Source organism: Paenibacillus sp. MDMC362, from assembly GCF_003269305.1.
Lineage (GTDB): Bacteria > Bacillota > Bacilli > Paenibacillales > Paenibacillaceae > Paenibacillus_AQ.
Map to the genome: position 1 here is coordinate 1 of NZ_QLYT01000083.1, position 21,147 is coordinate 21,147.

Genomic DNA, 21,147 nt, shown 5'->3' on the forward strand with positions numbered 1-21,147 from the left:
CCGTTACAGGGATTTAGTTCGGGAACCTCCGAAGAGATTCCCTCATGGGAGAGGAGGGTCCAGTAAGTATTATAACGAACTGCTATCAAATAAATGGTTGATTTGATTAGCTTTTTAAGAAGTTCAGTAAATAGTGATAAATACTAAAATACACTTAAGAAAACTATATGCCACCCTTTATGCCACCCTGGGTGCCACCCTGTATTTTCATTGCTATTAATATGCAGGTTCTCGTTCAGGGGTATTAGGATGATCATGAATATCTGTTTCATCCTGAACAACTTTATTATTGAATACATCATCAAATGTCGCTGCTGCTCCTGCATCAGCCGCACGGATTACATGCCCATATACATCCATCGTGGTTCCTATCTTAGAATGACCTATACGCTCGGAAATGATTTTTGCATGTATCCCACGATTTATTAGTATTGTCACTGATGTATGTCGTAAATCATGAAACCTAATATACCGAAGAGATTTATTCTTTTGAATAAATGATCTCCACTGTTCAGTTAATGTTTTCGGATAGTACGGCATCCCATGTTTATTACAGAACAGAAATTCATTTTCCGATTTCCAAATATCGATGTTTTTCGTTCTGAGTTTAAACCATTCTTTACGGTAATTTGCAAGTTCTTGGACGATTGAAGGCGGGATTGAAACGGTTCTTATCGATCCTTTTGTTTTGGGTGATTTTATTACTGGAACATGATCCTTGAAAGCAGGAATTGATTGTCTAATTGCTATGAGTCCCTTTTCCAGATCGATATGTTTCCATTCTAACCCTAACATTTCTGCTCTTCGCATCCCTGTAGTGAAGGCAAGACTAACTAGTGTTCTAAACTGAGCCGAAGCGCTCTGAAGGCAATTGAAAACCTCTATTGCTTCCTTCTCAGTGTACACATCAATTTCATGACTCTTTTCTTCTTTTGGTTTTTTTACGTTGTCCATAGGGTTAGATTCGAGGTTATACCACTCTGAAGCCTTCTGAAAGATGCTTTTAAGTACACGATATACATAAATCTTGGTTTGGCTTCCAGCAGGCTTAGAAGGCTCTTTGATTCGTTTTAATCCGTGTATGAACTCTACGATATCGATGGAGTTAATTTTTGTGATGTCATTCCATTTTTTGAAATGGGGTAAGATACGCTTTTCTAGTTGAAAAATATAATTCTCTTGAGATTTGAATTCCAACTCAGTCAGAACGAACATAACTTTATATTTTTCGGATAATTCACTAAAGGAAATTGTCCTTGGCAATAAAATATCGCCTTTTTCAAGCTCTTTCTCTATTTGAACAACGAATCTGCTCAGTTCTTTTTCCGCTGCTCTTTTTGAATTGGTCTCGACTACTTGAGTCTTCCGAATTCGCTTTCCGAATTTATCGACACCTAAATCAACTACAAGACGGTATCCATTTTTTCGTTTTTCCACCCAAGGCATGATCTTTCACTCCCTTTTACAATTACTGATATCGAAGTATAGGAACCGAAGAGAGATAACGATTATTAATTTGATCCAAGCGTTCATATGCAAGTTTATGTGGAACACCAAACAGTTCAGAAAGTACGTTGGCAGCTTCTCTAGAAGAATGACCAAGTTCAAGATTACGGATCATGGAATACGGCATGGAAGCGTATCGAGCAAAATTATCAGCATCCGATTCCTGGAGTCTTACGAAATCAACTGGTAAAGCGGATTGGTTTCCAGAATGACGTAATAAATGGCATAGTTCATGAAGAAATTCAATCCATTGTTCGCTTTTGTTTTTACGTCGATCTATGAAGATGGTCATCATACCAAATCTTTCAAACCCTTGGCCTTCAGAATCAACATAGTAAACCCAAATATCTAATTTAGACGCCAGATTATAGATTCCTAGATCATTGGGGGTTTTAATGTCTAAAGCAAGGTAAAGATCCTCAATCCAATCTTCTAGAAGAGTTGTATGATATTTCATCACATTCCGTCCGCCCTTCTCAAGTTGCATTATTCCCCTTGTTTATCCCCAGGTTTTCGGTGCTTTTCATTTTCTTGAATAAATCTCCAAAATCTAAGCATCTCTTCTTTTCTTTCTTCTGGAGCTGAAAGGAAGTCTCTGAAAAATACATTTACTTCTGGTGGGATTTGATCTGTAAAAACTTTATCGCTTGGAATTTCTTCTCTCCCTAAAAGTTCATCTATGGAAACCTCAAAGTAATTAGCAATTAGCGTAAGGGTTTCTGTGTCGGGTTCCCTTTGTCCAGTTTCCCACATAGCTACAGCACTAGTTGAGACACCTAGTGCTTTTCCCAGGTCTCGTTGCGTCATGTTTTTTTTCTTTCTTAGAACAGCAATGGATTTACCTAACATTAAATAAACTTCCCTTCATAAAAAAATCACAGAACGAGATAAAAAAAGATTGACCGCTCACGAAGTGTGATGTATTATGAAGGTACAAAATCACATTTCGTGAACACGAAAGGCAGGTGAAGGTATCGTTGATTAACTATAACCTCGTTAATGCTCGTAAGGAGCTTGGACTCTCCACTTACGAAGCTGCGCAAAAGATAGGCATCTCGCAAAGTATGCTATCAATGCTTGAAACAAAACAGAGAAGTGGTAGCGACAAAACAAAATTAAAAATTTCAGGTTTTTATAGTAAGTCTGTTGAGGAACTTTTCTATAGCTAATTAAATCACAGATAGTGATTATATTCAAGTTTTTTTTATGGAAATGATTAGGGGTTAGGGGGTGATTTTTTGACTACTGTCGATTTCATAGAAGATATAAAGCAAAAGATTGTTGAGGAATTGCAACCTGTTATTAATGGGATGGTTGAAGAAATGTATCAAAACAGGATAAAACGCGCTACTCTCACGGCAGAGCAAGCAGCCGAATATATCGGAGTATCCAAGCCATTGCTTTATACCATGGTTAACGAAGGACAAATTTCTTGCATTCAAGCTGGCTCTTTAAATTCTCAAAAGCCGCACTATAAATTTAGACTTTCCACGCTGGATAAGTGGATGGATGAAAGTGAAAAGATGTCACTAGTCAACAAGATGATTGTCTAGAAATGGAGGCATGAAATGTCACCCGAACGCTTAGAGCAACGTCGTGCTGTAACTACCCGTTTAAATGAGATCCGCAAAGTGTTGAGTAGAGCGCATTTCTTAGATGATTTTGGCTTTACCTTGATGAGCAAAGAAGCCGCTCGACTGGAAGCGGAACTTCGTAGAAAGGAGGGAGAAGCATGAGAGATGTTTTTTCACAAAGGGACAAGCTTCGAAGGGATACTCGAATGAAGCTTAATAGGTTGTACAGAGCTTTAATTCAGGCGGAAACCGAAAACAACCAAGCGACGAAAGCGGTCCTTGATCAAAAGATAAAAAGTTTGAGATACCGCCTTAAACAGATTGATCCAGGAGAAGAAATTCAGTTGTGTGATACAGACGCTAGAAATGAACAAAGATCACGTCTCGGAAACGTGATCTAAGTTGGAACTTTTAAAAAATATTGTATGTCGATTATACCAAACTTGTGATGGCTCAACAAGTCATCCTAGATGGATTCAGGGTTTTTGGAGAAGTGTCACGCATGCGTCACACGTGACACTTCCGTGACAACATGAGCATGTCACAGGCACATGCAACATAAGCCGGGAGGGGGTCGCGTTTTGGCGTGGATTGAAAGTCACCAGGCATTGGCCGGACATCCCAAAACACGAAGGTGTGCACGCAAATTAGACGTATCAATTCCGACAATGGTCGGACACCTTCATATGCTCTGGTGGTGGGCTATGGACTATGCTCCAGATGGTGAATTAACGAAGTTTGAACATGATGATATTGCAGATGCGATGCAATTTGATGGTGATCCCGATTTACTGGTTCGGGTGCTTATTGACGCTAAATTTATTGATCAGATAAATGATGAGTTACAAATTCACGATTGGTTTGATTATGCCGGGAGGCTGCTTGAAAAACGGGAGCAGAACAACGAGCGGAAACGCAGGTCACGCGAGAAAAAGAAGAAATCCGAAGGAAGTCACGCACCTGTCACGCGTGACGGAAACGTGACGGATGAAGGAGTCACGGGGCTACCTAACCAACACAACCAACACAACATAACCGAACCTAACCAACCGTACCAAACCGAACAGCAACCAACAGAACCAAACTCGATTGATACGGTCGGTAGTAGTCGTTCTGAGTTTGAAACTAATCCATATAGGATGTTTGAAAATGAAGGCTTCGGGACGATTAGTTCCGTGATTAAAGATCAGCTTGACGACATGATTGATACCTATGGCAATCGGTGGGTATGTGAAGCTATGAAAAAAGCTGTTTTAGCTGGTAAACGAAAGATATCCTACGTGGAAGGCATTTTAAAGAATTGGAACGCGGAAGGGATTGACGATCCTTGGACAAAGGAACAGCCAAAGAAACGAACAGGCTCTCAGAGTAAATCAGGCAAACCGTCAATACCTATTACCACTAACGAACCGCCGCCTGGCACCCAAGTATCGGATAAGGAAATGGCAGAAATGATGGAGTTTGCTCGCCAGATGTCGGGTAAACCGGATGCGTAAGTATTGGCTGAATAAAATACAGGCCAAAGAATCCGGTATGCCTTGTCTCATCCCTCGACAGATCGAGATTAACGGTGAGTGGAAATGGGAAGGCAAATGGGCGGGGGCGCCTGAACCTGTCGCTGATATACTGTTGCCGTTTAAGCGCTGCTCTCAACTTGGTTGCCCGGTAGGCGTGAAGGAAAGGCCTTCAGCATACGTATACTGTTCCGGTGAACTGAGCAGTTACCGTTATGTGCCGCTGTGGTCGAGGTTTATAGAGCAGATCGATATGAGTAAAGTGAATGATTTGGAGCTAGGTGTATTGAACCGCCGGAGAGGCGATGGAGTAAGAGATAATCGAAAGGGTGAAGTGAGATGGAACAAGCAGTGAAGAAGCTGCAAGACGAAATCACGAGCAGCCAAAACAACCCCTATATCCAGGTCATCGGTAATTTTTTAATACAGCATGTACAAGCCAATCCAGACGGTGCACACAAGGTCATGGATAAAGAAAAGAGTATTTCCAAGAGCCTTGAAGCGATGAAGAAAGAGGCCATGAAGAAGCAATCAAACGGTATGGCCATATTAACGGATGCGGAAGGATATGCGATTGTCTTGAAATACTTCGGGATCGAGGGAAAGCCTGTCAAAACTGTCCCAGTCATTCAACCTGAACCGGAAGTATCAAGATTCGATGTAAAACTTGATGAGTTCTTGTGAGGTGAGCGTGATGAACTATGAAGAATTCAAACTGCACTTTCCTACTCAGATCAGTAAGTCATTGGTTCGATACGTGACAGATACAGTTTTAAAAGATAGTCGGTATTTGTTTTACAAAACAGTAGTAGGCGTTCAATTTGCTTACTGCACTCATTGCAAAAAACAGCATAGGTCTGAATCGAAGTTGAAGCATAAGCAATTGGCATTAGCAACCTGCCCACACTGCAAGTCCAAGTGTAAGGTAAGGTCATCAGGCATGGGGAGAAATAAAGTGCATGATGAGGCCGTACTGGTTTGGTACGAAAAATCAAAGGTCAACCCACAAGCTATTACGGCAAGAATCATTTCGGTGGTCCGAGATTACAGTGGAGATTACAGAGAGGTTCAAACCCAGTACAACATCAGTTACATGTACTTGTTTGAACCAGGTAGAAGCATCATGTTTTCAGGCTATTCGAAACTTAAAGGTAAGAATGTCTATTCAGGATTTGATATTTCGTTTTCGTCTAAATTCTGGAGTAAGCATGTATCAAAGGACAACATTCAAAGAGCAGTTAAAGGAACCCCATTTCAGTATTGTACTTGGGAAAAATATACGAGATATCCGAATTATCGATACATCTCGGACATGACAGAATTTTTTGACCTAGCATCCAGATATCCATGTATTGAATATCTGACCAAGATGGGATTTGAGAACTTGGTATTTGCGAAACTAATGAGAGATCAGACTTACGGAGCGATTCACTGGAATGGTAAAAACATCTTTGAAGTCCTTCGGTTGAATAAGTCGGAACTGAATGAGATTAGAAAGTCACAAATGAAGCTTAAGCCTATAGAGCTTAGATACTATCAAAAGTCAAAGAAGAAAAATCTTGAATTAAGCATTCATGAGGCTGTGATGCTTTCAGAATTAGAGACACCAATATTCAAAGAATACATGGATGATATTCAAAAATTGACATCAGAAAAGAAAGCTGTGAAGTACATTCTAAAGCAGCTTCGGACCGATCAGTATAGGCATGGTTATAACGTAGTTGTTGATTGGAAGGATTATATGTCCCAATGCAGAGAGTTTAGGATTGATCTTTCAGAAGAGAGAAATCTATTCCCTAATAATCTGCATAGCGCTCATACCAAATTAACTGCTCGTATGAAAATGAAAAAAGACAAGGCCATAAACAAAAAAATCATGGATAGATCGGCTGTATTAAAAGCGTACTGTTTTGAGAAAAACGGCCTATTACTAAGACCGGCAGAATCAACAGCAGAGTTGTTCATTGAAGGTAGGTCTTTACAGCATTGTGTTGGGCAATACGCAGATCAGCACGCCTCTGGAAGAACAGCAATATTTTTTATACGAAGATGTGAAGAACCGGATAAACCATTCTACACATTGGAATTGCGGGGGAATCAAATTGTACAGTGCCAAGGATACAAACGTGTTGCAATGACACCAGAGGTTGAGAACTTTGTGAATCTATTCAAACAAGAAAAACTTATGTCAAACAAGAAAAAAATGGAGGTTGCCGTATGACAACACAAATCATATTACGTTCACCCGAGGTTATCGCCGCTGAAATAAGATCCATCGACCAACAAGCAAGGCAGTATGTACTTCAATCTGCTATCGATATTGGCAAAAAGTTAAAGGAAGCAAAAGAACTTGTTACCCACGGAGAATGGGGCGGCTGGCTCCAAGACAATGTAAATTACAGCCAGTCAACGGCCAATAATTTCATGCGAGTGTCGGAAGAGTACGAGAATTCCCAAACGCTTGCGAATTTAAGTTATACGCAAGCTGTCGCGTTACTCTCCATTCCTGCCGAAGAACGGGAAACCTTTGCAGAAGAGAACAAGGTAGAAGATTTGTCAACGAGAGAATTGCAAACCCTCATCAAAGAAAAAAAGGCACTGGAAAAACAATTAAAGAAGGCAAATGAGCAGACCGAATATGAACGACTGGAACGCGAAAAGCTGGAAAGCAGCCTGACTGAAATGCAACAGCAGAACGGCATGAACTATGAGCTTGCTGAACGTTACAAGGCCAATCTGGAAGCAGCTCAAAAAAGTGGAGATGTCGAGCAGGTTAATGAGATTCAAGCCAAACTGAACGAAAAAGAATCTGAGCTTGTGGACACCAAGAAGAAAATAAAGGAACTTGAAAAACAGCTCAAGGCCAAGCCGATTGACATCCCGACAGCTGAAGTTATCGAAAAGGTTCCAGAAGATGTAGAGAAAGAGTTGGCCCAGCTGCGAGAGCAAGTGAAGCGAAATGAAAACAAAGCCATGGCCAAGTTCGCTGTGATTTTCGAAACGGTAGTCAAGGACTTTGATAATTTACTTGGTGCACTATATGAGATCAAAACGACAGCTCCTGATGAACATATTAAATATCTGAATGCAGTCTCTGGCCTGCTTGGACGAATGTCAGATAAAGCGAAATGAGTACCCTTATCCCAAAAGCAGCTCAAATGGTCGATGACGCACTAAGTCTATTGATTCGCAAAGGTTGCAGGATTGAGAATTTGAAGCTGGTGGTTTGCCCATCAGCTCCGATTTCTCAAAAAAAGACGATAGATACCAGGTTCGGAGTATTACGGGTAGAACCAGGTATGTATGTTCCAAAAGGAGTGGCTTACTTAATTGAAGATCCACTTCGAAAAGGATTTGGATTTGCTTGGGTTTCAAAGAGGAAAGAAATCAAGGAGGCGTGATATGAGAATCGAAAAATTAAAAACTGGCCGAACATATGTGTATCGTAATGGATTGTTGCGCCGGTTAGAAAAGCTAGAAGATAAGGACGGTACTTTCTCGGCTGGCTTTATACCGATTGATCGAAAAGGAAACGAAGGACAGCTGCGATGGTCGAAAGCCGAAACGTTCGCTCATCGAGCGTTAGGAGAGGCAAAAGCATAAAAATGAATGAAAGGAGCCAAGTATGGGGGCAACGGTGGTTCAAATGGAAATTTACCCGAGCGTGACAGAAGCCGAACGTAAAACTGTAAAAAAGCTGTTGACCAACTATCCAAAGCTTTCCCGTCAGGTTAATGATGTGAGGCGGAGAGATCCAGAAAGTTTAACGCCCCAGCAGCAAAAGGTACTAAATGAGGGCGGTCGGATATTAGATGAAATAAATGTTGCTGTTGGGCTGATTATAGATGAGGAAGTAAAGAAAATTTTTGAACATAGATACATCAAAGGTGTTAAATATTCTGGAACGATAGACGCATTCTGGTCAGAGCGTGGCCGTAGTGAAAAAACGATTGACCGCCGAATCGGGGTCGGGGTAGATACCATTGCGGAACATTTGAAGCTATGTGGAATCATTGGGAAAAGTGACGGTAAACTGACGCTGGAATGACGGAGGTTTGACGCCAAAGTGGCGGTGGATTAGTTATACAGTAGGCACATAGAGAGGAACTCAACCTCTCCGGTGTGCCTACTGCCCGTTATCGCGGTAGGAACTCGGCCGCGCTGTGGGATGGAACGATTCATCCTTAGACGTTCATCGTCAAGGGTTCGGTGTGAGGCGGGGTTTGATGCCCCGAATCCGCTCCATCCGGGCGGGATAGAAATACGGATTTTTTCATGGCCTTCAGGTTTAGGTAGGTTCGAATCCTATCAAGGCCAACTAACAAAGGTTTCATAACCTTCTCCTATAGCTGCTCCTTCGGGGGCAGCAATTTTATTTACAAATATGAATAAAACATTTGCATATTGATATCATATATGATATCATAAAGATATAGGAGGTGAGCAATGGCTAGGATTGATAAGTTAGTCGAAAAAATGAAAAACCGCCCTAACGGGATACGGTTTGAGGAATTAGTGAAGGTACTCGACCATTACGGATACATACTGATACGAACCAGAGGTTCACATCACATCTTCCGAAATGAGAGTGGCGACACGTTTCCCATACCAAGGCAAAGTCCCGTTAAAGCGGTGTACGTCATAGACGTACTGGAGAAAATAGGGGAGTGACAGCTCCCCTGCTTCTCCAATTCTCATTTTATCCTAGCCTAAATTGAATGGCAAACCAGTCCAATAGCAAAAAAGATTTAGCGTATTACTTGGCACTTCCTTACACCATGCAGATTAGACACACAGTTGATGAAAGTGGATCTTACTATGTGGCTTCTGTTCTGGAATTGGATGGATGTAAAAGCCATGGAAATACCCCGGAGGAAGCATTGGCCATGGTGAAAGATGCTATGGTGGGTTATTTGGAAGTAAAACTAGAATTCGGTGATAAGATTCCAGAGCCGGTTGAAGAACATGCATATAGTGGGAAGTGGCTACAACGGGCTCCAAAATCTTTACACAAGCAGCTGATGGATGAAGCTGCAGCGGAAGGGGTTTCCTTCAATCAATACTGCTTGTATAAATTAAGTCGCTGATAAGCGGCTTTTTTTATTTCCACTATTATTCCCGAGGTATTGGGAAATCGAAATGAGGCGGTGATATGAAATTTGTTCAGCCGGTTCGAGACCAGGAGGTCTTAGAGGACATCAAGGATTTTTTAAGAGCAACCAACATGAGGAATTACATTATGTTTTCGATTGGCATAAACACAGGCTTTCGGATCAGTGACATCTTGCGATTACGTGTAAGGGATGTCATGGGTTCGCATATCTCCATTACAGAGAAGAAGACGGGCAAGGGAAAGCGTGCACTCATCCAGCCGGATTTGAAACGGGACTTGAATGACTACATTGCCGGGAAGGCTCCGAACGAATACCTGATTAAAAGCCGGGAAGGGTGGAACCGTCCGATTAGCCGATCCATGGCCTATAAGATCATGCGGACCATTGGCGATGAATTCGGCCTGTCGGAAATAGGTTGTCATACACTTCGAAAAACGTTCGGATACATTTTCTATTATGAGACGACCGACAAGGATATCGGAATGCTGATGAACTATTTCAACCACTCTTCTGAGAAGGTCACCTTACGTTATATCGGGGTCGAGCAGGACAGCATGGATGCAGCGTTAAAACGGCACAGGGCTTGATCAGTTCTCCATATTAGGGATAGGTGGAATTCATTTGACTGAACAGGTTCAAAGCCTTACAGGGCAAGGCAGAGCGATTAAATAACGAGTTACACACAATGTACAGTATGAGTAATTCAAATAGGACATTATGTAACCCTTTGGAGGGTGAGTTCAAGTGGGATTATCACCTAAAAAACCATGTATGAAACCCGGATGCGGTGAGTTGACCAGAACAGGATATTGCATAAAGCATGCAGCACTTGCAAGAAGATATGATCAGGAACGGAGGTCATCGGCAAAACGCGGATATGGGTATCGTTGGCGTTTAGCTCGAGCGAATTATCTAACCAAAAATCCGCTCTGTGTGATGTGTTTACAAACGAATCAGGTAACGACCGCCACTGTCGTTGACCATATCAAACCGCATAAGGGTAATAAACAATTGTTCTGGGATTGCGATAATTGGCAGGCTCTCTGTGTTCCCTGTCATAATTCTAAAACATCTAGTCAGGATTTTGGATACTGGTAAAGTCGTTGAAATAGGAAGGATTTCCTACTTTTTTGTCGAATCATACTATTGACAAAAGGGGGATGTCTAATGGCGACGAAGAAAAGGAATTTTTACGCTTATCAAATTGATCTACATTATCTTTCGGGAAAAAAACAACAAACCGATGCGATTAAATGGGATCCCAAAGTAATCAAAGAGCTTCTATCACATATTATTAGCCTTCCTATCGCGGATAGGACCAAACATTACCATGACTCTTGGTTAGTATATTTGGACCATTATTCCGAAGAAAGGTTATATTATTTCGGGAGATTTGGCTCTGCAGAATATGGTACCAATGGAGAATTAATTCATGCAGATAATTATACTTTAAGACCTAATCCCAAAAATATTAGGGAAGGTGAGACGCAATACACTTATTTTGCAATTCGAAAGAGCGACGGCTTGATGTTATTACAGGGCAATTTAAAAGTTAATCGTTCCTTAGTTGAAGAATATTTTGAGAATTTAGGTAAGTCTGTTATCCATAAAAACGCATTGACCTATATTCAGATTTGCACACTCATTAACAGTTCATTCTTTAATGATGTAAATAGTTTGGATACAGTTAATAAAATTCAAGTTGAGGTAACAACAACAGTTCCTGGGGCAGATGAGAATGAAGCTGTGAAAGAGATGCAAAAGGAAGCCGATAAAACTAATGCTACAACTGTAAAACTGGAATTCACAGCGAAATTTAGACGATCAGGTTTAGTAAGTGCAGTACCTTTTCTAAAAAATTATAAGGACAAGCCTGGGGTTGAGAAAATTGTTGTTAGAGGAAAGTTAGCAGGAGCTGAGAAAATAATCAGAATGGAGGATTCTCAAGAAAAATTTAAACAAACAATCGAAGTTGATAAAAACAATCAACCTAAAATGAAATCAGTTGAAATAGTATTATCAGGCATAATGGATGTCCGTAAATCACTGAGATGAGGGTGAAGATGCATAAGTTAAGAGCGTTTTATCAAGCAAATAATTTCCCGATTACAACGTTTAAAAAGTACTTTAAATACTCTACAGTTTCTGAACTTATCATGGATGTAGTGCTACCGACAATATTATCGAGTTTGCTTATTTTCTATGCTTCTTACTCAATAGATTCACTTTCAGATTTGATTTCAAAATTTCAACAAGTAAGTGGTCAAGTAATATCTGCAATATCAATTTTGGCAGGTTTTAACATTGCCAGTATAACGGTTCTTTCCACGATAAATGGAGGACCGACAGGAATTCTTAAGAGAAAGAAAAGCACAGACGGCTCATCGAATCTATATGATATGCTTATATGTTTTTTTTCATGGGCGGTAATAATTCAACTAATCGTCGTATTGTTTAGTATATTGCTTTATTATATCGGTTCTTTCATACCTGAAGGTTTTAAAGATTTGTATGTGCCACGTTGGACTTGGCTGATTGCTATAGCTTGGATGTCAATAACTATCCACTCAGTTTTCTTATCTATAAGAAATATGAAGACTCTTTATTTGTATGTAACGTATGATCCGAAAAAAGAAAATGAGGCAAATAAAGAAAATCAGAGTGAGTAATAGCACCTTAAGGTGCTATTTTTTTACCCCCAGGGGGCGAAAAAAAATAATAAAGAGTTTCTAGACCGCGGCCCCCTCAAATGCAAAAAAATGTCCCCGTGATGAAAATGGGGAAAAAGGAGGTCTGAGTAGTGGCAAATCCTGTTATTAATTTTGATCATATGCGAGTCGGGAAAAAAGGCGGCGGCAAAAACTGGACCAAAAAGGAAGTAGAAGCTCGGGAGGAAGCGGCCAAGAAATTTGAACGAAAGAAAAAGCTCAAGCTTCGGATACCTGAATGGCTGGATGATTCCGCCCGGAAGATTTGGCGGAAGACGGTCAAGGACATGGAAGAGTTCGGAGTATTAGACAAAGTGGATGAAGACGTCCTAGGCATTTATTGTGACGCGGTGTCAAAGGTCCAGGAAGCGAACCGGCTCATTGATGAGCATGGCTATACCGAAACCAATAAATCAGGCATTCAAGTTCCGAATGCGTATGTCCAAATGTCACAGCGGTATGCAGGTATCGCCCTATCCTATTCCAACAAACTGGGATTAAACGCAGAGTCGCGTGCACGCCTGGCCAAGCGGCAGGCTGACGGAGAGCCAGATCCAAATGCAGAACTCTTCGATTGATTGGGATGACCTGCATCCGACACACCAATACGCCGCCGAGGTTGTTCTAGGTAAACGTCTGAGTTGTGAGATGGAGCGCTTAGCCTGTCAGCGTCACTTAAACGACCTGCAGCGGCAAGCAACGCCTGATTTTCCTTACGTGTTTGATGAAAGCCGGGCCGACCGTATTTTCGATTGGTTCGAACGCTGCTGCCGTCATGTACGGGGGCCATTTAGCGGGGAACTTATACAGCTGCTTCCTTTCCAGAAATTTGATTTGGGCAGTGTGTACGGTTGGGTACATATGGATTCAGGCAAACGCCGGTTTCGTAAAGCGTTTCACATGCGGGCAAGGGGAAATGTAAAGTCTACGGAAATGAGTGGACTGGCCCTGTATGGCATGATGGGCGATTGTATTTATCCGCCTGGCGATCCTACGAATAAGCGGTACGAAGATAGCCCGGAAGTGGAATGTGCGGCCGTCGATAAGCAGCAGGCGAAACGGGTTTGGCTGGATGCAGCAAAGATGGGGGAGAACAGCCCGGACATTGCTAAGCGCCTGAACATCAAAAAAACCTATGTGGAACACCGCTCCCGTGGCGGCTGGATGCGACCGTTATCCAAAGATACCAAGAACAAGGACTCCGGCGCTCCGTGCCTGGTCATCATCGATGAATATCACGCACACCCGACCTCTGAAATCGTGGATGTCTCTTATTCCGGGTTCGGGAAACGGCTTCAATCGCTCATGCAGATCATCAGCACAGCGGGAAAAGACGCTGAAAACAGTCCATGTAAAAAAGAGTACGATTTTTTATGTATGATGATGCGCGGCAACCGACCTATGAATGAGACCTATTTTTGTATGATTCGGGAGTTAGACAAGGAAGATGACCCGCATAATGAGGCATTATGGCCCAAAGCGAACCCAATTTTGCAGGAAGAAAACGAATATTCAGAAGAATTATTAAAGCAAATCCGTGTAGAGCATGATGAGGCGTACCATTCCAATGATCCAACGAAAATTCGGGAGTGGTTAACCAAACGCGTGAACCGCTGGCAGTCTGACAGCGATCAGAAATACATGACCAGTGAGAATATGAACAAATGGAAGTCCCTTGCCGTGTCGCAAGCGGACTTTTTTAAGTTGGTGCGCGGTGTGGAGGTTTGGAGCGGTCTGGACTTATCGAAGACGACCGATTTAACCGCCGCTGGTTATGTGTTCCGCTTACCCGAAGGACGTTACGCCGTCACAGCTCATGGATTCATGCCAGAGCAGCGGGCAACGCAGCATGAACACAGTGACCGGGTGCCCTATCGCCAGTGGGCAGAAGAAGGATGGTGTACCCTGACGCCTGGCGAGGTGGTGGACTACAGCTTCATTCAGTCCCATATGCAGAAAATGGAGCAGGATGAATTCTGGTTTGTGAAGGAAGTTTGTTACGACCCCTACAACGCCACGCACTTTACGCAGCAATTGGAGGCGGAAGGGTACGAGCGGGTTGAGATCCGCCAGGGTGTACAGACGCTTTCAGAGCCAACCAAGTTTTTCCGTGAATTGATCCTGCAGGGCAAAATTGTACACGATGGAAGTCCACTCTTAACCTGGTGCCTGGCCAATGCCATTGAGGTTATCGACAACAACGGCAATATCAAGCTGAGTAAAAAGCATAAAGACGACAGTCAGCGCATTGATTTGGTCGCGGCGATCATCAACGCCATGGTTCGGGCGATGGTTGGCGGTGGCCGCATCGATTTGAACGCCCATATCATGGATGATGACTTCTCGTTCTAGGGAAGGGGGTGAAAAACCAATGAAAAAAGGCGTCTTCCGCCGCTGGCGTGAACGGCGTTCAGATGATGATTCGCTGCTAAATCCAAAGCAATGGCTTTTGGATCTCTTTGGCGTGTCCAACACGACCAGCGGGGAGAGAATCACCAATGACAAGGCGCTGCTGAACAGCAACGTCTATACTTGCGCGTCCATTTTGGGCGGGGATATTGGTAAGCTGCCATTCCAGGTTTTTAAAAAGAAAGGAAGCGGGATTGAAAAAGACACATCCCACCCGGCATCCCAGCTGCTTGGCGCACGCTCGAATCCGTATATGAGCGCCTATATCTTTAAAGAGCTGATGCAAGTCCATGTGACGGTATGGGGCAATGGCTATGCCAACATCGAATGGGAAACCAGCGGAATCAATAACGGACGGCCTAAAGCGCTATGGCCGCTGGACCCTTCCAAGACGGATGTTCATGTGGACAATGTGACCGGGGAAGTTTGGTATGTGACTACACTCCCGAGCGGTGAAATGCGAAAGCTCCGGCATACCGATGTCTTACACTTCCGATCCATCAGCAAAAGCGGATTGAAGGGGATTACACCCATCTCGGTCATTCGGGAGGAATTGGGCGTACAGCAAGCACAGCGTAAGTTTCTAGGCTCCTTCTATGCAAATGGAACAGCCACACGCGGCATATTGCGGCTACCTCAAGGCACTTCCCTGGACAAGCCTGCCAAGGATAAGGCGCGGGATGAATGGCAAAAGGCGAATTCCGGACTGAATAACGCCCACCGCATCGCGATTTTGGATGCTGGGATGGAGTATCAAAATTTAGGTATGCCCCTCAACGATGCACAGTTTATTGAGACAAGCAAATTCGGTATTAGTGAAGTCGCCAAGATTTACAAGGTGCCAGGATACAAGCTGGGTCTGACGGACGTCAAGTTTTCCAATATGGAAAACCAATCGTTGGAGTATGTGAAAAGCACCCTGCAGCCGATCATCACGAATTGGGAACAGGAGTGTGATTTTAAGCTGTTCACGGAACAAGAGCGCCGGAGGTATTACACGAAATTCAACGTTGCCGGGGAACTCCGAGGCGACAGCGCCAGCCGGGCCGCTTATTACAAAGAAATGATTGCCATGGGTGCCTACAGCATTAATGAAGTCCGAGAGCTGGAAGAGCGGGACAACATCGGGGAGATGGGCGACCGTCATTTTGTCAGCCTGAACTATGTCAGTCTGGAAAAGATGGACCAATATCAAGCGCTGAAAGCCGGTCTGAAAACCGAGAAGGGAGGTGAGTAGATGGATGATCTGATAAAACGGTTCATACCGGTGGATAAGATTGAAATTCGAAGCACTGAAGATGAGGGAGGCGCTACCACCCGAACCATTGGCGGTTATGTGGTCAAGTTCAATCAGCGGAGCCACCTGATTTGGGGTGAATTTTATGAACGGGTGGCTAAAGGGGCCTTTGCACGTAGCCTGCATGAAAATACGATTAAAGCATTTTGGAACCATCGGAGTGATTTTGTACTCGGGTCAACCAAAAATGGAACGTTGCGGTTATGGGAGGATGAAGTAGGTTTAGCTTTTGAACTGGACTTGCCGAATAACACGTGGGGAAATGATGCCTACGAATCCATTCAGCGTGGGGATGTAGATGGGGTTAGCTTCGGATTCTATGTTCGAAGTGATTCATGGCAGTATTTGAAAGATGAAGACGTGTATGAACGGACGCTGCTTGATGTGAACTTATTCGAAGTTTCTCCCACTCCTTTTGCCGCATATCCAGACAGCGAAGTCAACAAACGAAGTATTGAACAGCTGGGCATTACAACCAAAGAGCAGCGAAAGCATGAAAAAGAAAAATTGTTACTGGAACTTGACCTGTTAGCTATCGTCTAACGGGTCTTTTTTATATCCAAATCCAATATACGGAGGTACTATCATGGACGAAAAAGAACGCGAATTACGCCAGAAGCTGGCACAGAAATTGGAAGAAGCCCGCAGCCTGGCAGGTGATGGGAAGCTGGATGAGGCACGAGCGGCGAAAGATGCGGCGCAGGAGCTGAGAAAGCAAATTGAATTGCTGGCTGAAATCCGTGAAAGTGACACGCCAGGCGGGACAACTCCGATTGTTGAGCCGGAAAGACGGTCCGATGACCAGGACAAGTCCGCTCAGTATCGCAACGCCTTCCTAAAAACCCTTCGAAATAAACATTTGAATACGGAAGAACGGTCCTTGATTGAAGAAGGTATCCAAGAAGTCCGCGCCGGTATGCAAGAGGGAGTGGATGAGGATGGCGGATTGCTTGTACCGAAAGACATCGTCACCTTGATTCATGAAAAGAAGCGGGAATTTGTTTCCCTGGAGCCTTATATTACCGTGGAGCCGGTTTCCACACGAAGCGGTTCCCGGGTTATTGAGAAAAACGCAGACATTACACCGTTCACCGAAATTACGGAACTGACAGACTTGGATGACATGGACAATCCTAAATTTGCATCCGTTGCTTACACCATCAAGGACCGCGGGGGTATTCTTCCACTTAGCAATAGCTTGCTTTCGGACACAGACCAAAATCTAATGTCCTACCTGGCACGTTGGATTGCGAAAAAATCAACCGTGACCCGGAATCAACTGGTCTTGACTTTGCTGGACACCAAAACGAAGGTTCCGCTTACAAGTCTGGATGATATCAAACATGTCTTGAATGTGGATCTGGACCCATCGATTAGCCAGGGAGCCATCATTCTGACGAACCAGGACGGTTTCCACTATCTTGATACACAAAAAGACAGTGACGGCCGCGATCTGCTGCAGCCAAATCCTTTGAATCCGACACAAAAAATGTTCAAGGGTAAACCGATTGTTGTCATGGCGAACCGTTGGTTGCCAAGCACAGGCACAACCACCAAACTGGCCCCTATGATTATTGGGGATCTGAAAGAAGCGGTGGTCTTGTTTGATCGTCAGCAGTATTCCATTGCATCGACGAATACAGGCGGGAAGTCTTTTGCCCGTAACTCCACAGACGTCCGCGCCATTCAGCGTGAAGATGTAAGGGCGTTTGATTTAGACGCCGTGGTGTACGGTCAATTGACGATTAACTAAAGGATGAGGGGCCTAGCCCCTCGATTGGAGGGATAGCATGTACGCAACTAAAAATTATAAGGAGCCCGGCGGTCAGCGCTGGGTGATTCAAGGGGAACTCGCCTTGGAAGGTGAGGGCAAAATCACAAGGGACGGAAAGGAGCTTGTGCTAGGCGCTGACGGCTCGATAGGAGTGGGAGGGACAGAAGGACCCTCTGCATATGATATTGCCGTAAAACAGGGCTACAGCGGCTCTGAGAAGGAATGGATTGACTCTCTCATTGGACCTACAGGGGAAGCGGGTCCGCAAGGTGAGAAAGGTGAAAAGGGTGAGCCGGGAGCCAAAGGACCTGCAGGCCCTAAAGGGGAACCGGGATTCCCGACAGAAGCCCAGTGGAACGAATTGGTTTCCCGAGTGGAAGCACTTGAGGCAGCGCAAGGGAGCAAGGGATAATGTTGACCACATTAACCCGTCTGAAAGGATTGTTAGGCTCAGTGGCCGATACGTGGGGGGATGACATGCTGACGCTGCAAATTGCGTCAGCCTCTGCTTCCATTGAGAACCGCTGCAAACGACAATTCAAAAAACAGCGTTACACGGAACAGATTAGCGGGGATGGGAGATCCAAGTATATCAACCTTCGGAATTATCCGATTCATAGCGTTGAATTCCCAAGCGATTGGGATTATAGGTTGCTGGATGACGGCAGGGTGTACCGTGAAGCGGGGTGGCCAACAGGTGACCATAATATCCAAGTCAACTATATCGGTGGGTATGTGCTTCCAGGCGATGCTACGACCGAAGAGCCGCGCACGCTGCCCGAACCGTTGGAGCTGGCTTGTTTGCTTTTCGCGCAGCTGCTGCTTCGAGATCCGGGTATCCGGTCGGAGCGGGTGGGAAATATCAACGTCACCTATGCAGATACGGAAGCAGATGGGCGCTTGCCTTCGGCGGTCGAGTCGTTAATTTTGCCTTACGTGGGGCGCTGGGTATGAGCAGAAGGAGACGCACGCGCTATAGACGCGCGAATGTCGAGGTTACCCAGTTTATGAGTCCCCTTGATTTGATTGATCGGTTCATGCCCCTGGCGTCCAAGGAAGTCCACATAGGAATGCAGGGAGATGAAGAGCTTGCGCTCATCGCGGGCGTGCATGAATACGGGTCCGTCAAAATGAACATTCCTGCCCGTTCTTTTGTGGGAACTGGGAAAAAGAAAGGCCAGGTGCCCATAGGCAAGCTGGTCCGTAAATCGTTAACCGACATTGCCATAGGCAAAATGAGAGCGGAAACGTTACTGCAGGAAATAGGGGAGCTGGGTCTGGATCGGATGCAAAAGAATTTCGACCGAATCAAGCAGCCCGGCCTATCCCCGATTTATGCACGCCGCAAGAGCGGTAAGAAACTGCTGATAGAAGATCAGGACCTGCGAAACGCCTTAACCTTTGAGGTGACAAGAAAAAGGAGGTAGACATGCGCTTTCGCTTTAGTCGCATCCTGCGAAAATACGAATTGCCATATACCCTCATCCGCCAGGTTGAGGGCCATTATAATTCCGTGGGGGTCTATGTGCCGCCGCAAGATATCAAGCTGCCCCTGAGAGGTTCGGTGCAGCCGATGGGGGATTCATTCCTGCAGGAAGATGGTGGGAAGTACAACGAGGACGACCGCATGTTGTTTTCCTCGTACCACCACCAGAACGGGGATGTCATTGAGTTTGAAGGGCGACAGTACACCATTCACATGGATGATAACTGGTCCGCCTATGATGACGTATCCGAATACAAAATGAAGCGGGTGAGTACGCATGATCCAGTTTGAGTTGATTCGCCAGGTTCTTATCGAAGGCTTGAACACTCATTTGGGTGTACCGGTCATTGAACTGGATGGCAAGGGAAAGCTGCCCCCGTTTCCATTTATGACGTATAGCTTTACCGATGAGGGAAGCCCCATTGGTCATATGGCGGTGACAGCTGAAGGGGATAAGCTTATTCATTCCGGCACGGCCACGCTCAGTGTGGCCTTCCAAAGTTACGCCAAAAGCCGCTTGGAGAGTGTGAACCAGGCCAACCGCGCGCGTGATTGGTTGTTGACGGACGGACACTGGCTCCTGAAGGATATGGCAGGCGCGGTTATCACCGAGGTGGGGCCCACCCAAAATAACGATCTGCAGATCGGGGAGGAGTGGGAGCGCCGGAACGGATTTGAGGTGAATTTACGCGCACCGAACGTCATTGTCCAAGCTTTACAGCCAATAGAAACAGCGAATTTGAAAGGAGTAGATACACATGGCTAAAGATGTAACGGTCATTATTGACATCGAGCGCCCAACGCCAAAGCTTGGATTTGGTAAGCCCCTCATCCTGGGTACAAGCGCGACCGGTTCCGCATATAAGACCTATGCGGACCTGGAAGGGGTGAAAGTCGATTTTAACGAGTCTACCGAAGAGTACAAGGCCGCGAAGGCGCTACTGAGTCAGGGGGACGATTCCCCGGCCGAGATTGCGATTATGTGCCGGAAGACCGATCAGCCTCTATCGGAAGTTTTACCGGGGGCGTTTGACCAAGATTGGTATTTCCTGATTGCTACCACAACGAATATCGACGATGTGGGCGACATTGCGGAAGCCATCGAGCAAAACAATTCACGACAATTCTTTATCCGGTCGTCCGATCTGATGGATGTGGGTGTGCTTGCCGGGACGGATCACAGCCGCAGCACGGTCCTTTATCACAAAGACATCAGCAATTACCCGGAAGCTGCTTGGGTGGGCCGGGCCGGTTCCGCTGACGTGGGTTCCTTGACCTGGAAGTTTAAAGGACTGACCGGCATAGCACCCATGCAAGTATCGGACACAGAGCTGCTTGCGATTCATGCAGCTGGAGCGAACACCTATGTAACCAAGGCCGGGAAGAACCAGACGAGTGAAGGCAAGACACTCAGCGGGGAGTATATCGATATCATTCATGCGAAAGATTACGTCAAGTTCAGCATCGAGCATGGTGTTCAAACGCTATTGAACAATGCGCCGAAGATTAGTTTTGACGATACCGGTATTGCTCAAATAGAGGGTGTCGTGCGGACCGTGCTGCAGCGTGCGTTTAATCAGGGCATTATTGCGGCGGATAAGGATGGCCAAGCGCTATATGGAACCAATTTCAAAGGCCGGGCCGAAGTAGATCCAGCTGACCGCGCCGCACGGAAATACACGGGCGGGGAATTCTGGTTTGAGCTGGCCGGAGCGATCCACGAAACAACCATTCGCGGCCAAATCAGACTATAAGGGAGGATGAG

Annotated in this window: 32 protein-coding genes; 28 read left to right on the forward strand and 4 right to left on the reverse strand. The window is 44.8% G+C overall.

The window, feature by feature from the left end; translation table 11 throughout:
* Nucleotides 1-216: 216 nt before the first annotated feature.
* Genes DP091_RS29550 through DP091_RS29560 form a run of 3 tightly spaced genes read right to left on the reverse strand, consistent with a single transcriptional unit; the run spans nucleotide 217 to nucleotide 2,355 of the window.
* Nucleotides 217-1,446 carry a tyrosine-type recombinase/integrase gene (locus DP091_RS29550; protein WP_113061601.1) on the reverse strand — a complete coding sequence of 410 codons (1,230 nt, stop codon included), beginning with the start codon at nucleotides 1,444-1,446 and terminating at the stop codon, nucleotides 217-219.
* A gap of 22 nt (nucleotides 1,447-1,468) precedes the next feature.
* On the reverse strand, nucleotides 1,469-1,963 hold the full coding sequence (locus DP091_RS29555) for an ImmA/IrrE family metallo-endopeptidase (protein WP_181469952.1): 495 nt from the start codon (nucleotides 1,961-1,963) through the stop codon (nucleotides 1,469-1,471).
* Between the two features lie 29 nt (nucleotides 1,964-1,992).
* A complete protein-coding gene (locus DP091_RS29560; protein WP_113061603.1) occupies nucleotides 1,993-2,355 on the reverse strand; it encodes a helix-turn-helix domain-containing protein in 363 nt (120 codons plus the stop codon).
* A 128-nt stretch (nucleotides 2,356-2,483) separates the two neighbouring features.
* Between DP091_RS29560 and DP091_RS29565 the strand changes: the two genes are divergently transcribed.
* The 11 genes from DP091_RS29565 (at nucleotide 2,484) to DP091_RS29615 (ending at nucleotide 8,642) form a co-directional block, all read left to right on the forward strand.
* Nucleotides 2,484-2,675, forward strand: coding sequence for a helix-turn-helix transcriptional regulator (locus DP091_RS29565; protein WP_258394740.1), 192 nt, complete (start codon nucleotides 2,484-2,486; stop codon nucleotides 2,673-2,675).
* A gap of 69 nt (nucleotides 2,676-2,744) precedes the next feature.
* Nucleotides 2,745-3,059 carry a helix-turn-helix domain-containing protein gene (locus tag DP091_RS29570; protein WP_258394741.1) on the forward strand — a complete coding sequence of 105 codons (315 nt, stop codon included), beginning with the start codon at nucleotides 2,745-2,747 and terminating at the stop codon, nucleotides 3,057-3,059.
* Between the two features lie 15 nt (nucleotides 3,060-3,074).
* The gene (locus DP091_RS31520) at nucleotides 3,075-3,242 is read left to right on the forward strand and encodes a hypothetical protein (protein WP_181469953.1); all 168 of its coding nucleotides are present in this window, start codon (nucleotides 3,075-3,077) and stop codon (nucleotides 3,240-3,242) included.
* Nucleotides 3,239-3,481: a hypothetical protein gene (locus tag DP091_RS29575; protein WP_113061604.1), complete on the forward strand. Its 243-nt coding sequence runs from the start codon at nucleotides 3,239-3,241 to the stop codon at nucleotides 3,479-3,481. Before DP091_RS31520 ends, DP091_RS29575 begins: the two co-directional genes overlap by 4 nt.
* A 180-nt stretch (nucleotides 3,482-3,661) precedes the next feature.
* Entirely contained in the window at nucleotides 3,662-4,576 is a 915-nt protein-coding gene (locus tag DP091_RS29580) for a DnaD domain-containing protein (RefSeq protein WP_181469954.1), read from the forward strand.
* The gene (locus tag DP091_RS29585) at nucleotides 4,569-4,949 is read left to right on the forward strand and encodes a hypothetical protein (protein WP_113061606.1); all 381 of its coding nucleotides are present in this window, start codon (nucleotides 4,569-4,571) and stop codon (nucleotides 4,947-4,949) included. Before DP091_RS29580 ends, DP091_RS29585 begins: the two co-directional genes overlap by 8 nt.
* A complete protein-coding gene (locus tag DP091_RS29590; RefSeq protein WP_181469955.1) occupies nucleotides 4,946-5,278 on the forward strand; it encodes a Cas9 inhibitor AcrIIA9 family protein in 333 nt (110 codons plus the stop codon). Before DP091_RS29585 ends, DP091_RS29590 begins: the two co-directional genes overlap by 4 nt.
* Nucleotides 5,279-5,534: 256 nt before the next feature.
* Complete coding sequence (locus DP091_RS29595) at nucleotides 5,535-6,815, forward strand: PcfJ domain-containing protein (RefSeq protein ID WP_220091188.1); 1,281 nt, start codon at nucleotides 5,535-5,537, stop codon at nucleotides 6,813-6,815.
* Nucleotides 6,812-7,726, forward strand: coding sequence for a DUF3102 domain-containing protein (locus DP091_RS29600; RefSeq protein WP_113061609.1), 915 nt, complete (start codon nucleotides 6,812-6,814; stop codon nucleotides 7,724-7,726). The genes DP091_RS29595 and DP091_RS29600 overlap by 4 nt, the downstream gene beginning before the upstream one ends.
* A 270-nt stretch (nucleotides 7,727-7,996) precedes the next feature.
* Nucleotides 7,997-8,197 carry a hypothetical protein gene (locus DP091_RS29610; protein WP_113061611.1) on the forward strand — a complete coding sequence of 67 codons (201 nt, stop codon included), beginning with the start codon at nucleotides 7,997-7,999 and terminating at the stop codon, nucleotides 8,195-8,197.
* A gap of 22 nt (nucleotides 8,198-8,219) precedes the next feature.
* Nucleotides 8,220-8,642, forward strand: a complete 423-nt coding sequence (locus DP091_RS29615) for a hypothetical protein (protein ID WP_113061612.1) — start codon at nucleotides 8,220-8,222, stop codon at nucleotides 8,640-8,642.
* Between the two features lie 136 nt (nucleotides 8,643-8,778).
* Here the strand turns inward: DP091_RS29615 and DP091_RS31525 are convergent, their stop codons facing one another.
* A complete protein-coding gene (locus DP091_RS31525; RefSeq protein ID WP_181469957.1) occupies nucleotides 8,779-8,928 on the reverse strand; it encodes a hypothetical protein in 150 nt (49 codons plus the stop codon).
* 142 nt (nucleotides 8,929-9,070) lie between these two features.
* Here DP091_RS31525 and DP091_RS29620 point away from each other — a divergent pair, with 142 nt between their 5' ends.
* From DP091_RS29620 to DP091_RS29700, 17 genes are all read left to right on the forward strand, one after another.
* Nucleotides 9,071-9,265, forward strand: a complete 195-nt coding sequence (locus tag DP091_RS29620) for a type II toxin-antitoxin system HicA family toxin (protein WP_258394742.1) — start codon at nucleotides 9,071-9,073, stop codon at nucleotides 9,263-9,265.
* A 47-nt stretch (nucleotides 9,266-9,312) separates the two neighbouring features.
* On the forward strand, nucleotides 9,313-9,681 hold the full coding sequence (locus DP091_RS29625) for a type II toxin-antitoxin system HicB family antitoxin (RefSeq protein WP_113061614.1): 369 nt from the start codon (nucleotides 9,313-9,315) through the stop codon (nucleotides 9,679-9,681).
* Nucleotides 9,682-9,746: 65 nt separating this feature from the next.
* A complete protein-coding gene (locus DP091_RS29630) occupies nucleotides 9,747-10,295 on the forward strand; it encodes a site-specific integrase (RefSeq protein ID WP_113061615.1) in 549 nt (182 codons plus the stop codon).
* Nucleotides 10,296-10,644: 349 nt separating this feature from the next.
* Nucleotides 10,645-10,806, forward strand: coding sequence for an HNH endonuclease signature motif containing protein (locus DP091_RS32290; RefSeq protein ID WP_306438138.1), 162 nt, complete (start codon nucleotides 10,645-10,647; stop codon nucleotides 10,804-10,806).
* Between the two features lie 69 nt (nucleotides 10,807-10,875).
* Nucleotides 10,876-11,763, forward strand: coding sequence for a hypothetical protein (locus DP091_RS29640; protein WP_113061617.1), 888 nt, complete (start codon nucleotides 10,876-10,878; stop codon nucleotides 11,761-11,763).
* A gap of 8 nt (nucleotides 11,764-11,771) precedes the next feature.
* Nucleotides 11,772-12,377, forward strand: coding sequence for a hypothetical protein (locus tag DP091_RS29645; RefSeq protein ID WP_113061618.1), 606 nt, complete (start codon nucleotides 11,772-11,774; stop codon nucleotides 12,375-12,377).
* Nucleotides 12,378-12,508: 131 nt separating this feature from the next.
* The gene (locus tag DP091_RS29650; RefSeq protein ID WP_113061619.1) at nucleotides 12,509-12,994 is read left to right on the forward strand and encodes a phage terminase small subunit P27 family; all 486 of its coding nucleotides are present in this window, start codon (nucleotides 12,509-12,511) and stop codon (nucleotides 12,992-12,994) included.
* A complete protein-coding gene (locus DP091_RS29655) occupies nucleotides 12,975-14,768 on the forward strand; it encodes a terminase large subunit (protein WP_113061620.1) in 1,794 nt (597 codons plus the stop codon). Before DP091_RS29650 ends, DP091_RS29655 begins: the two co-directional genes overlap by 20 nt.
* Nucleotides 14,769-14,787: 19 nt before the next feature.
* Complete coding sequence (locus DP091_RS29660) at nucleotides 14,788-16,062, forward strand: phage portal protein (RefSeq protein ID WP_113061621.1); 1,275 nt, start codon at nucleotides 14,788-14,790, stop codon at nucleotides 16,060-16,062.
* A complete protein-coding gene (locus tag DP091_RS29665) occupies nucleotides 16,063-16,665 on the forward strand; it encodes an HK97 family phage prohead protease (RefSeq protein ID WP_113061622.1) in 603 nt (200 codons plus the stop codon).
* 43 nt (nucleotides 16,666-16,708) lie between these two features.
* Nucleotides 16,709-17,875: a phage major capsid protein gene (locus tag DP091_RS29670; RefSeq protein WP_113061623.1), complete on the forward strand. Its 1,167-nt coding sequence runs from the start codon at nucleotides 16,709-16,711 to the stop codon at nucleotides 17,873-17,875.
* Nucleotides 17,876-17,912: 37 nt separating this feature from the next.
* Entirely contained in the window at nucleotides 17,913-18,308 is a 396-nt protein-coding gene (locus DP091_RS32295; protein WP_113061624.1) for a collagen-like protein, read from the forward strand.
* Nucleotides 18,308-18,850, forward strand: a complete 543-nt coding sequence (locus DP091_RS29680) for a phage gp6-like head-tail connector protein (RefSeq protein WP_113061625.1) — start codon at nucleotides 18,308-18,310, stop codon at nucleotides 18,848-18,850. The genes DP091_RS32295 and DP091_RS29680 overlap by 1 nt, the downstream gene beginning before the upstream one ends.
* Nucleotides 18,847-19,323 carry a hypothetical protein gene (locus DP091_RS29685; protein WP_113061626.1) on the forward strand — a complete coding sequence of 159 codons (477 nt, stop codon included), beginning with the start codon at nucleotides 18,847-18,849 and terminating at the stop codon, nucleotides 19,321-19,323. The genes DP091_RS29680 and DP091_RS29685 overlap by 4 nt, the downstream gene beginning before the upstream one ends.
* 2 nt (nucleotides 19,324-19,325) lie before the next feature.
* Nucleotides 19,326-19,673 carry a hypothetical protein gene (locus tag DP091_RS29690; RefSeq protein WP_113061627.1) on the forward strand — a complete coding sequence of 116 codons (348 nt, stop codon included), beginning with the start codon at nucleotides 19,326-19,328 and terminating at the stop codon, nucleotides 19,671-19,673.
* The gene (locus tag DP091_RS29695; RefSeq protein ID WP_113061628.1) at nucleotides 19,660-20,148 is read left to right on the forward strand and encodes a phage neck terminator protein; all 489 of its coding nucleotides are present in this window, start codon (nucleotides 19,660-19,662) and stop codon (nucleotides 20,146-20,148) included. Before DP091_RS29690 ends, DP091_RS29695 begins: the two co-directional genes overlap by 14 nt.
* Nucleotides 20,141-21,136: a DUF3383 family protein gene (locus tag DP091_RS29700; RefSeq protein WP_113061629.1), complete on the forward strand. Its 996-nt coding sequence runs from the start codon at nucleotides 20,141-20,143 to the stop codon at nucleotides 21,134-21,136. Before DP091_RS29695 ends, DP091_RS29700 begins: the two co-directional genes overlap by 8 nt.
* Nucleotides 21,137-21,147 lie beyond the last annotated feature (11 nt).

Coding starts and splice junctions, on each gene's coding strand:
- DP091_RS29625 (WP_113061614.1), top strand. CDS start 9,313: ATGGCAAACCAGTCCAATAGCAAAAAAGATTTAGCGTATTACTTGGCA.
- DP091_RS29610 (WP_113061611.1), top strand. CDS start 7,997: ATGAGAATCGAAAAATTAAAAACTGGCCGAACATATGTGTATCGTAAT.
- DP091_RS29630 (WP_113061615.1), top strand. CDS start 9,747: ATGAAATTTGTTCAGCCGGTTCGAGACCAGGAGGTCTTAGAGGACATC.
- DP091_RS29640 (WP_113061617.1), top strand. CDS start 10,876: ATGGCGACGAAGAAAAGGAATTTTTACGCTTATCAAATTGATCTACAT.
- DP091_RS29615 (WP_113061612.1), top strand. CDS start 8,220: ATGGGGGCAACGGTGGTTCAAATGGAAATTTACCCGAGCGTGACAGAA.
- DP091_RS31520 (WP_181469953.1), top strand. CDS start 3,075: ATGTCACCCGAACGCTTAGAGCAACGTCGTGCTGTAACTACCCGTTTA.
- DP091_RS29560 (WP_113061603.1), bottom strand. CDS start 2,355: ATGTTAGGTAAATCCATTGCTGTTCTAAGAAAGAAAAAAAACATGACG.
- DP091_RS29585 (WP_113061606.1), top strand. CDS start 4,569: ATGCGTAAGTATTGGCTGAATAAAATACAGGCCAAAGAATCCGGTATG.
- DP091_RS29620 (WP_258394742.1), top strand. CDS start 9,071: ATGAAAAACCGCCCTAACGGGATACGGTTTGAGGAATTAGTGAAGGTA.
- DP091_RS29655 (WP_113061620.1), top strand. CDS start 12,975: ATGCAGAACTCTTCGATTGATTGGGATGACCTGCATCCGACACACCAA.
- DP091_RS29670 (WP_113061623.1), top strand. CDS start 16,709: ATGGACGAAAAAGAACGCGAATTACGCCAGAAGCTGGCACAGAAATTG.
- DP091_RS29700 (WP_113061629.1), top strand. CDS start 20,141: ATGGCTAAAGATGTAACGGTCATTATTGACATCGAGCGCCCAACGCCA.
- DP091_RS32290 (WP_306438138.1), top strand. CDS start 10,645: ATGTGTTTACAAACGAATCAGGTAACGACCGCCACTGTCGTTGACCAT.
- DP091_RS29600 (WP_113061609.1), top strand. CDS start 6,812: ATGACAACACAAATCATATTACGTTCACCCGAGGTTATCGCCGCTGAA.
- DP091_RS29695 (WP_113061628.1), top strand. CDS start 19,660: ATGATCCAGTTTGAGTTGATTCGCCAGGTTCTTATCGAAGGCTTGAAC.
- DP091_RS29550 (WP_113061601.1), bottom strand. CDS start 1,446: ATGCCTTGGGTGGAAAAACGAAAAAATGGATACCGTCTTGTAGTTGAT.
- DP091_RS29595 (WP_220091188.1), top strand. CDS start 5,535: ATGGGGAGAAATAAAGTGCATGATGAGGCCGTACTGGTTTGGTACGAA.
- DP091_RS29665 (WP_113061622.1), top strand. CDS start 16,063: ATGGATGATCTGATAAAACGGTTCATACCGGTGGATAAGATTGAAATT.
- DP091_RS29660 (WP_113061621.1), top strand. CDS start 14,788: ATGAAAAAAGGCGTCTTCCGCCGCTGGCGTGAACGGCGTTCAGATGAT.
- DP091_RS32295 (WP_113061624.1), top strand. CDS start 17,913: ATGTACGCAACTAAAAATTATAAGGAGCCCGGCGGTCAGCGCTGGGTG.
- DP091_RS29690 (WP_113061627.1), top strand. CDS start 19,326: ATGCGCTTTCGCTTTAGTCGCATCCTGCGAAAATACGAATTGCCATAT.
- DP091_RS29680 (WP_113061625.1), top strand. CDS start 18,308: ATGTTGACCACATTAACCCGTCTGAAAGGATTGTTAGGCTCAGTGGCC.
- DP091_RS29685 (WP_113061626.1), top strand. CDS start 18,847: ATGAGCAGAAGGAGACGCACGCGCTATAGACGCGCGAATGTCGAGGTT.
- DP091_RS29555 (WP_181469952.1), bottom strand. CDS start 1,963: ATGAAATATCATACAACTCTTCTAGAAGATTGGATTGAGGATCTTTAC.
- DP091_RS31525 (WP_181469957.1), bottom strand. CDS start 8,928: ATGAAACCTTTGTTAGTTGGCCTTGATAGGATTCGAACCTACCTAAAC.
- DP091_RS29575 (WP_113061604.1), top strand. CDS start 3,239: ATGAGAGATGTTTTTTCACAAAGGGACAAGCTTCGAAGGGATACTCGA.
- DP091_RS29645 (WP_113061618.1), top strand. CDS start 11,772: ATGCATAAGTTAAGAGCGTTTTATCAAGCAAATAATTTCCCGATTACA.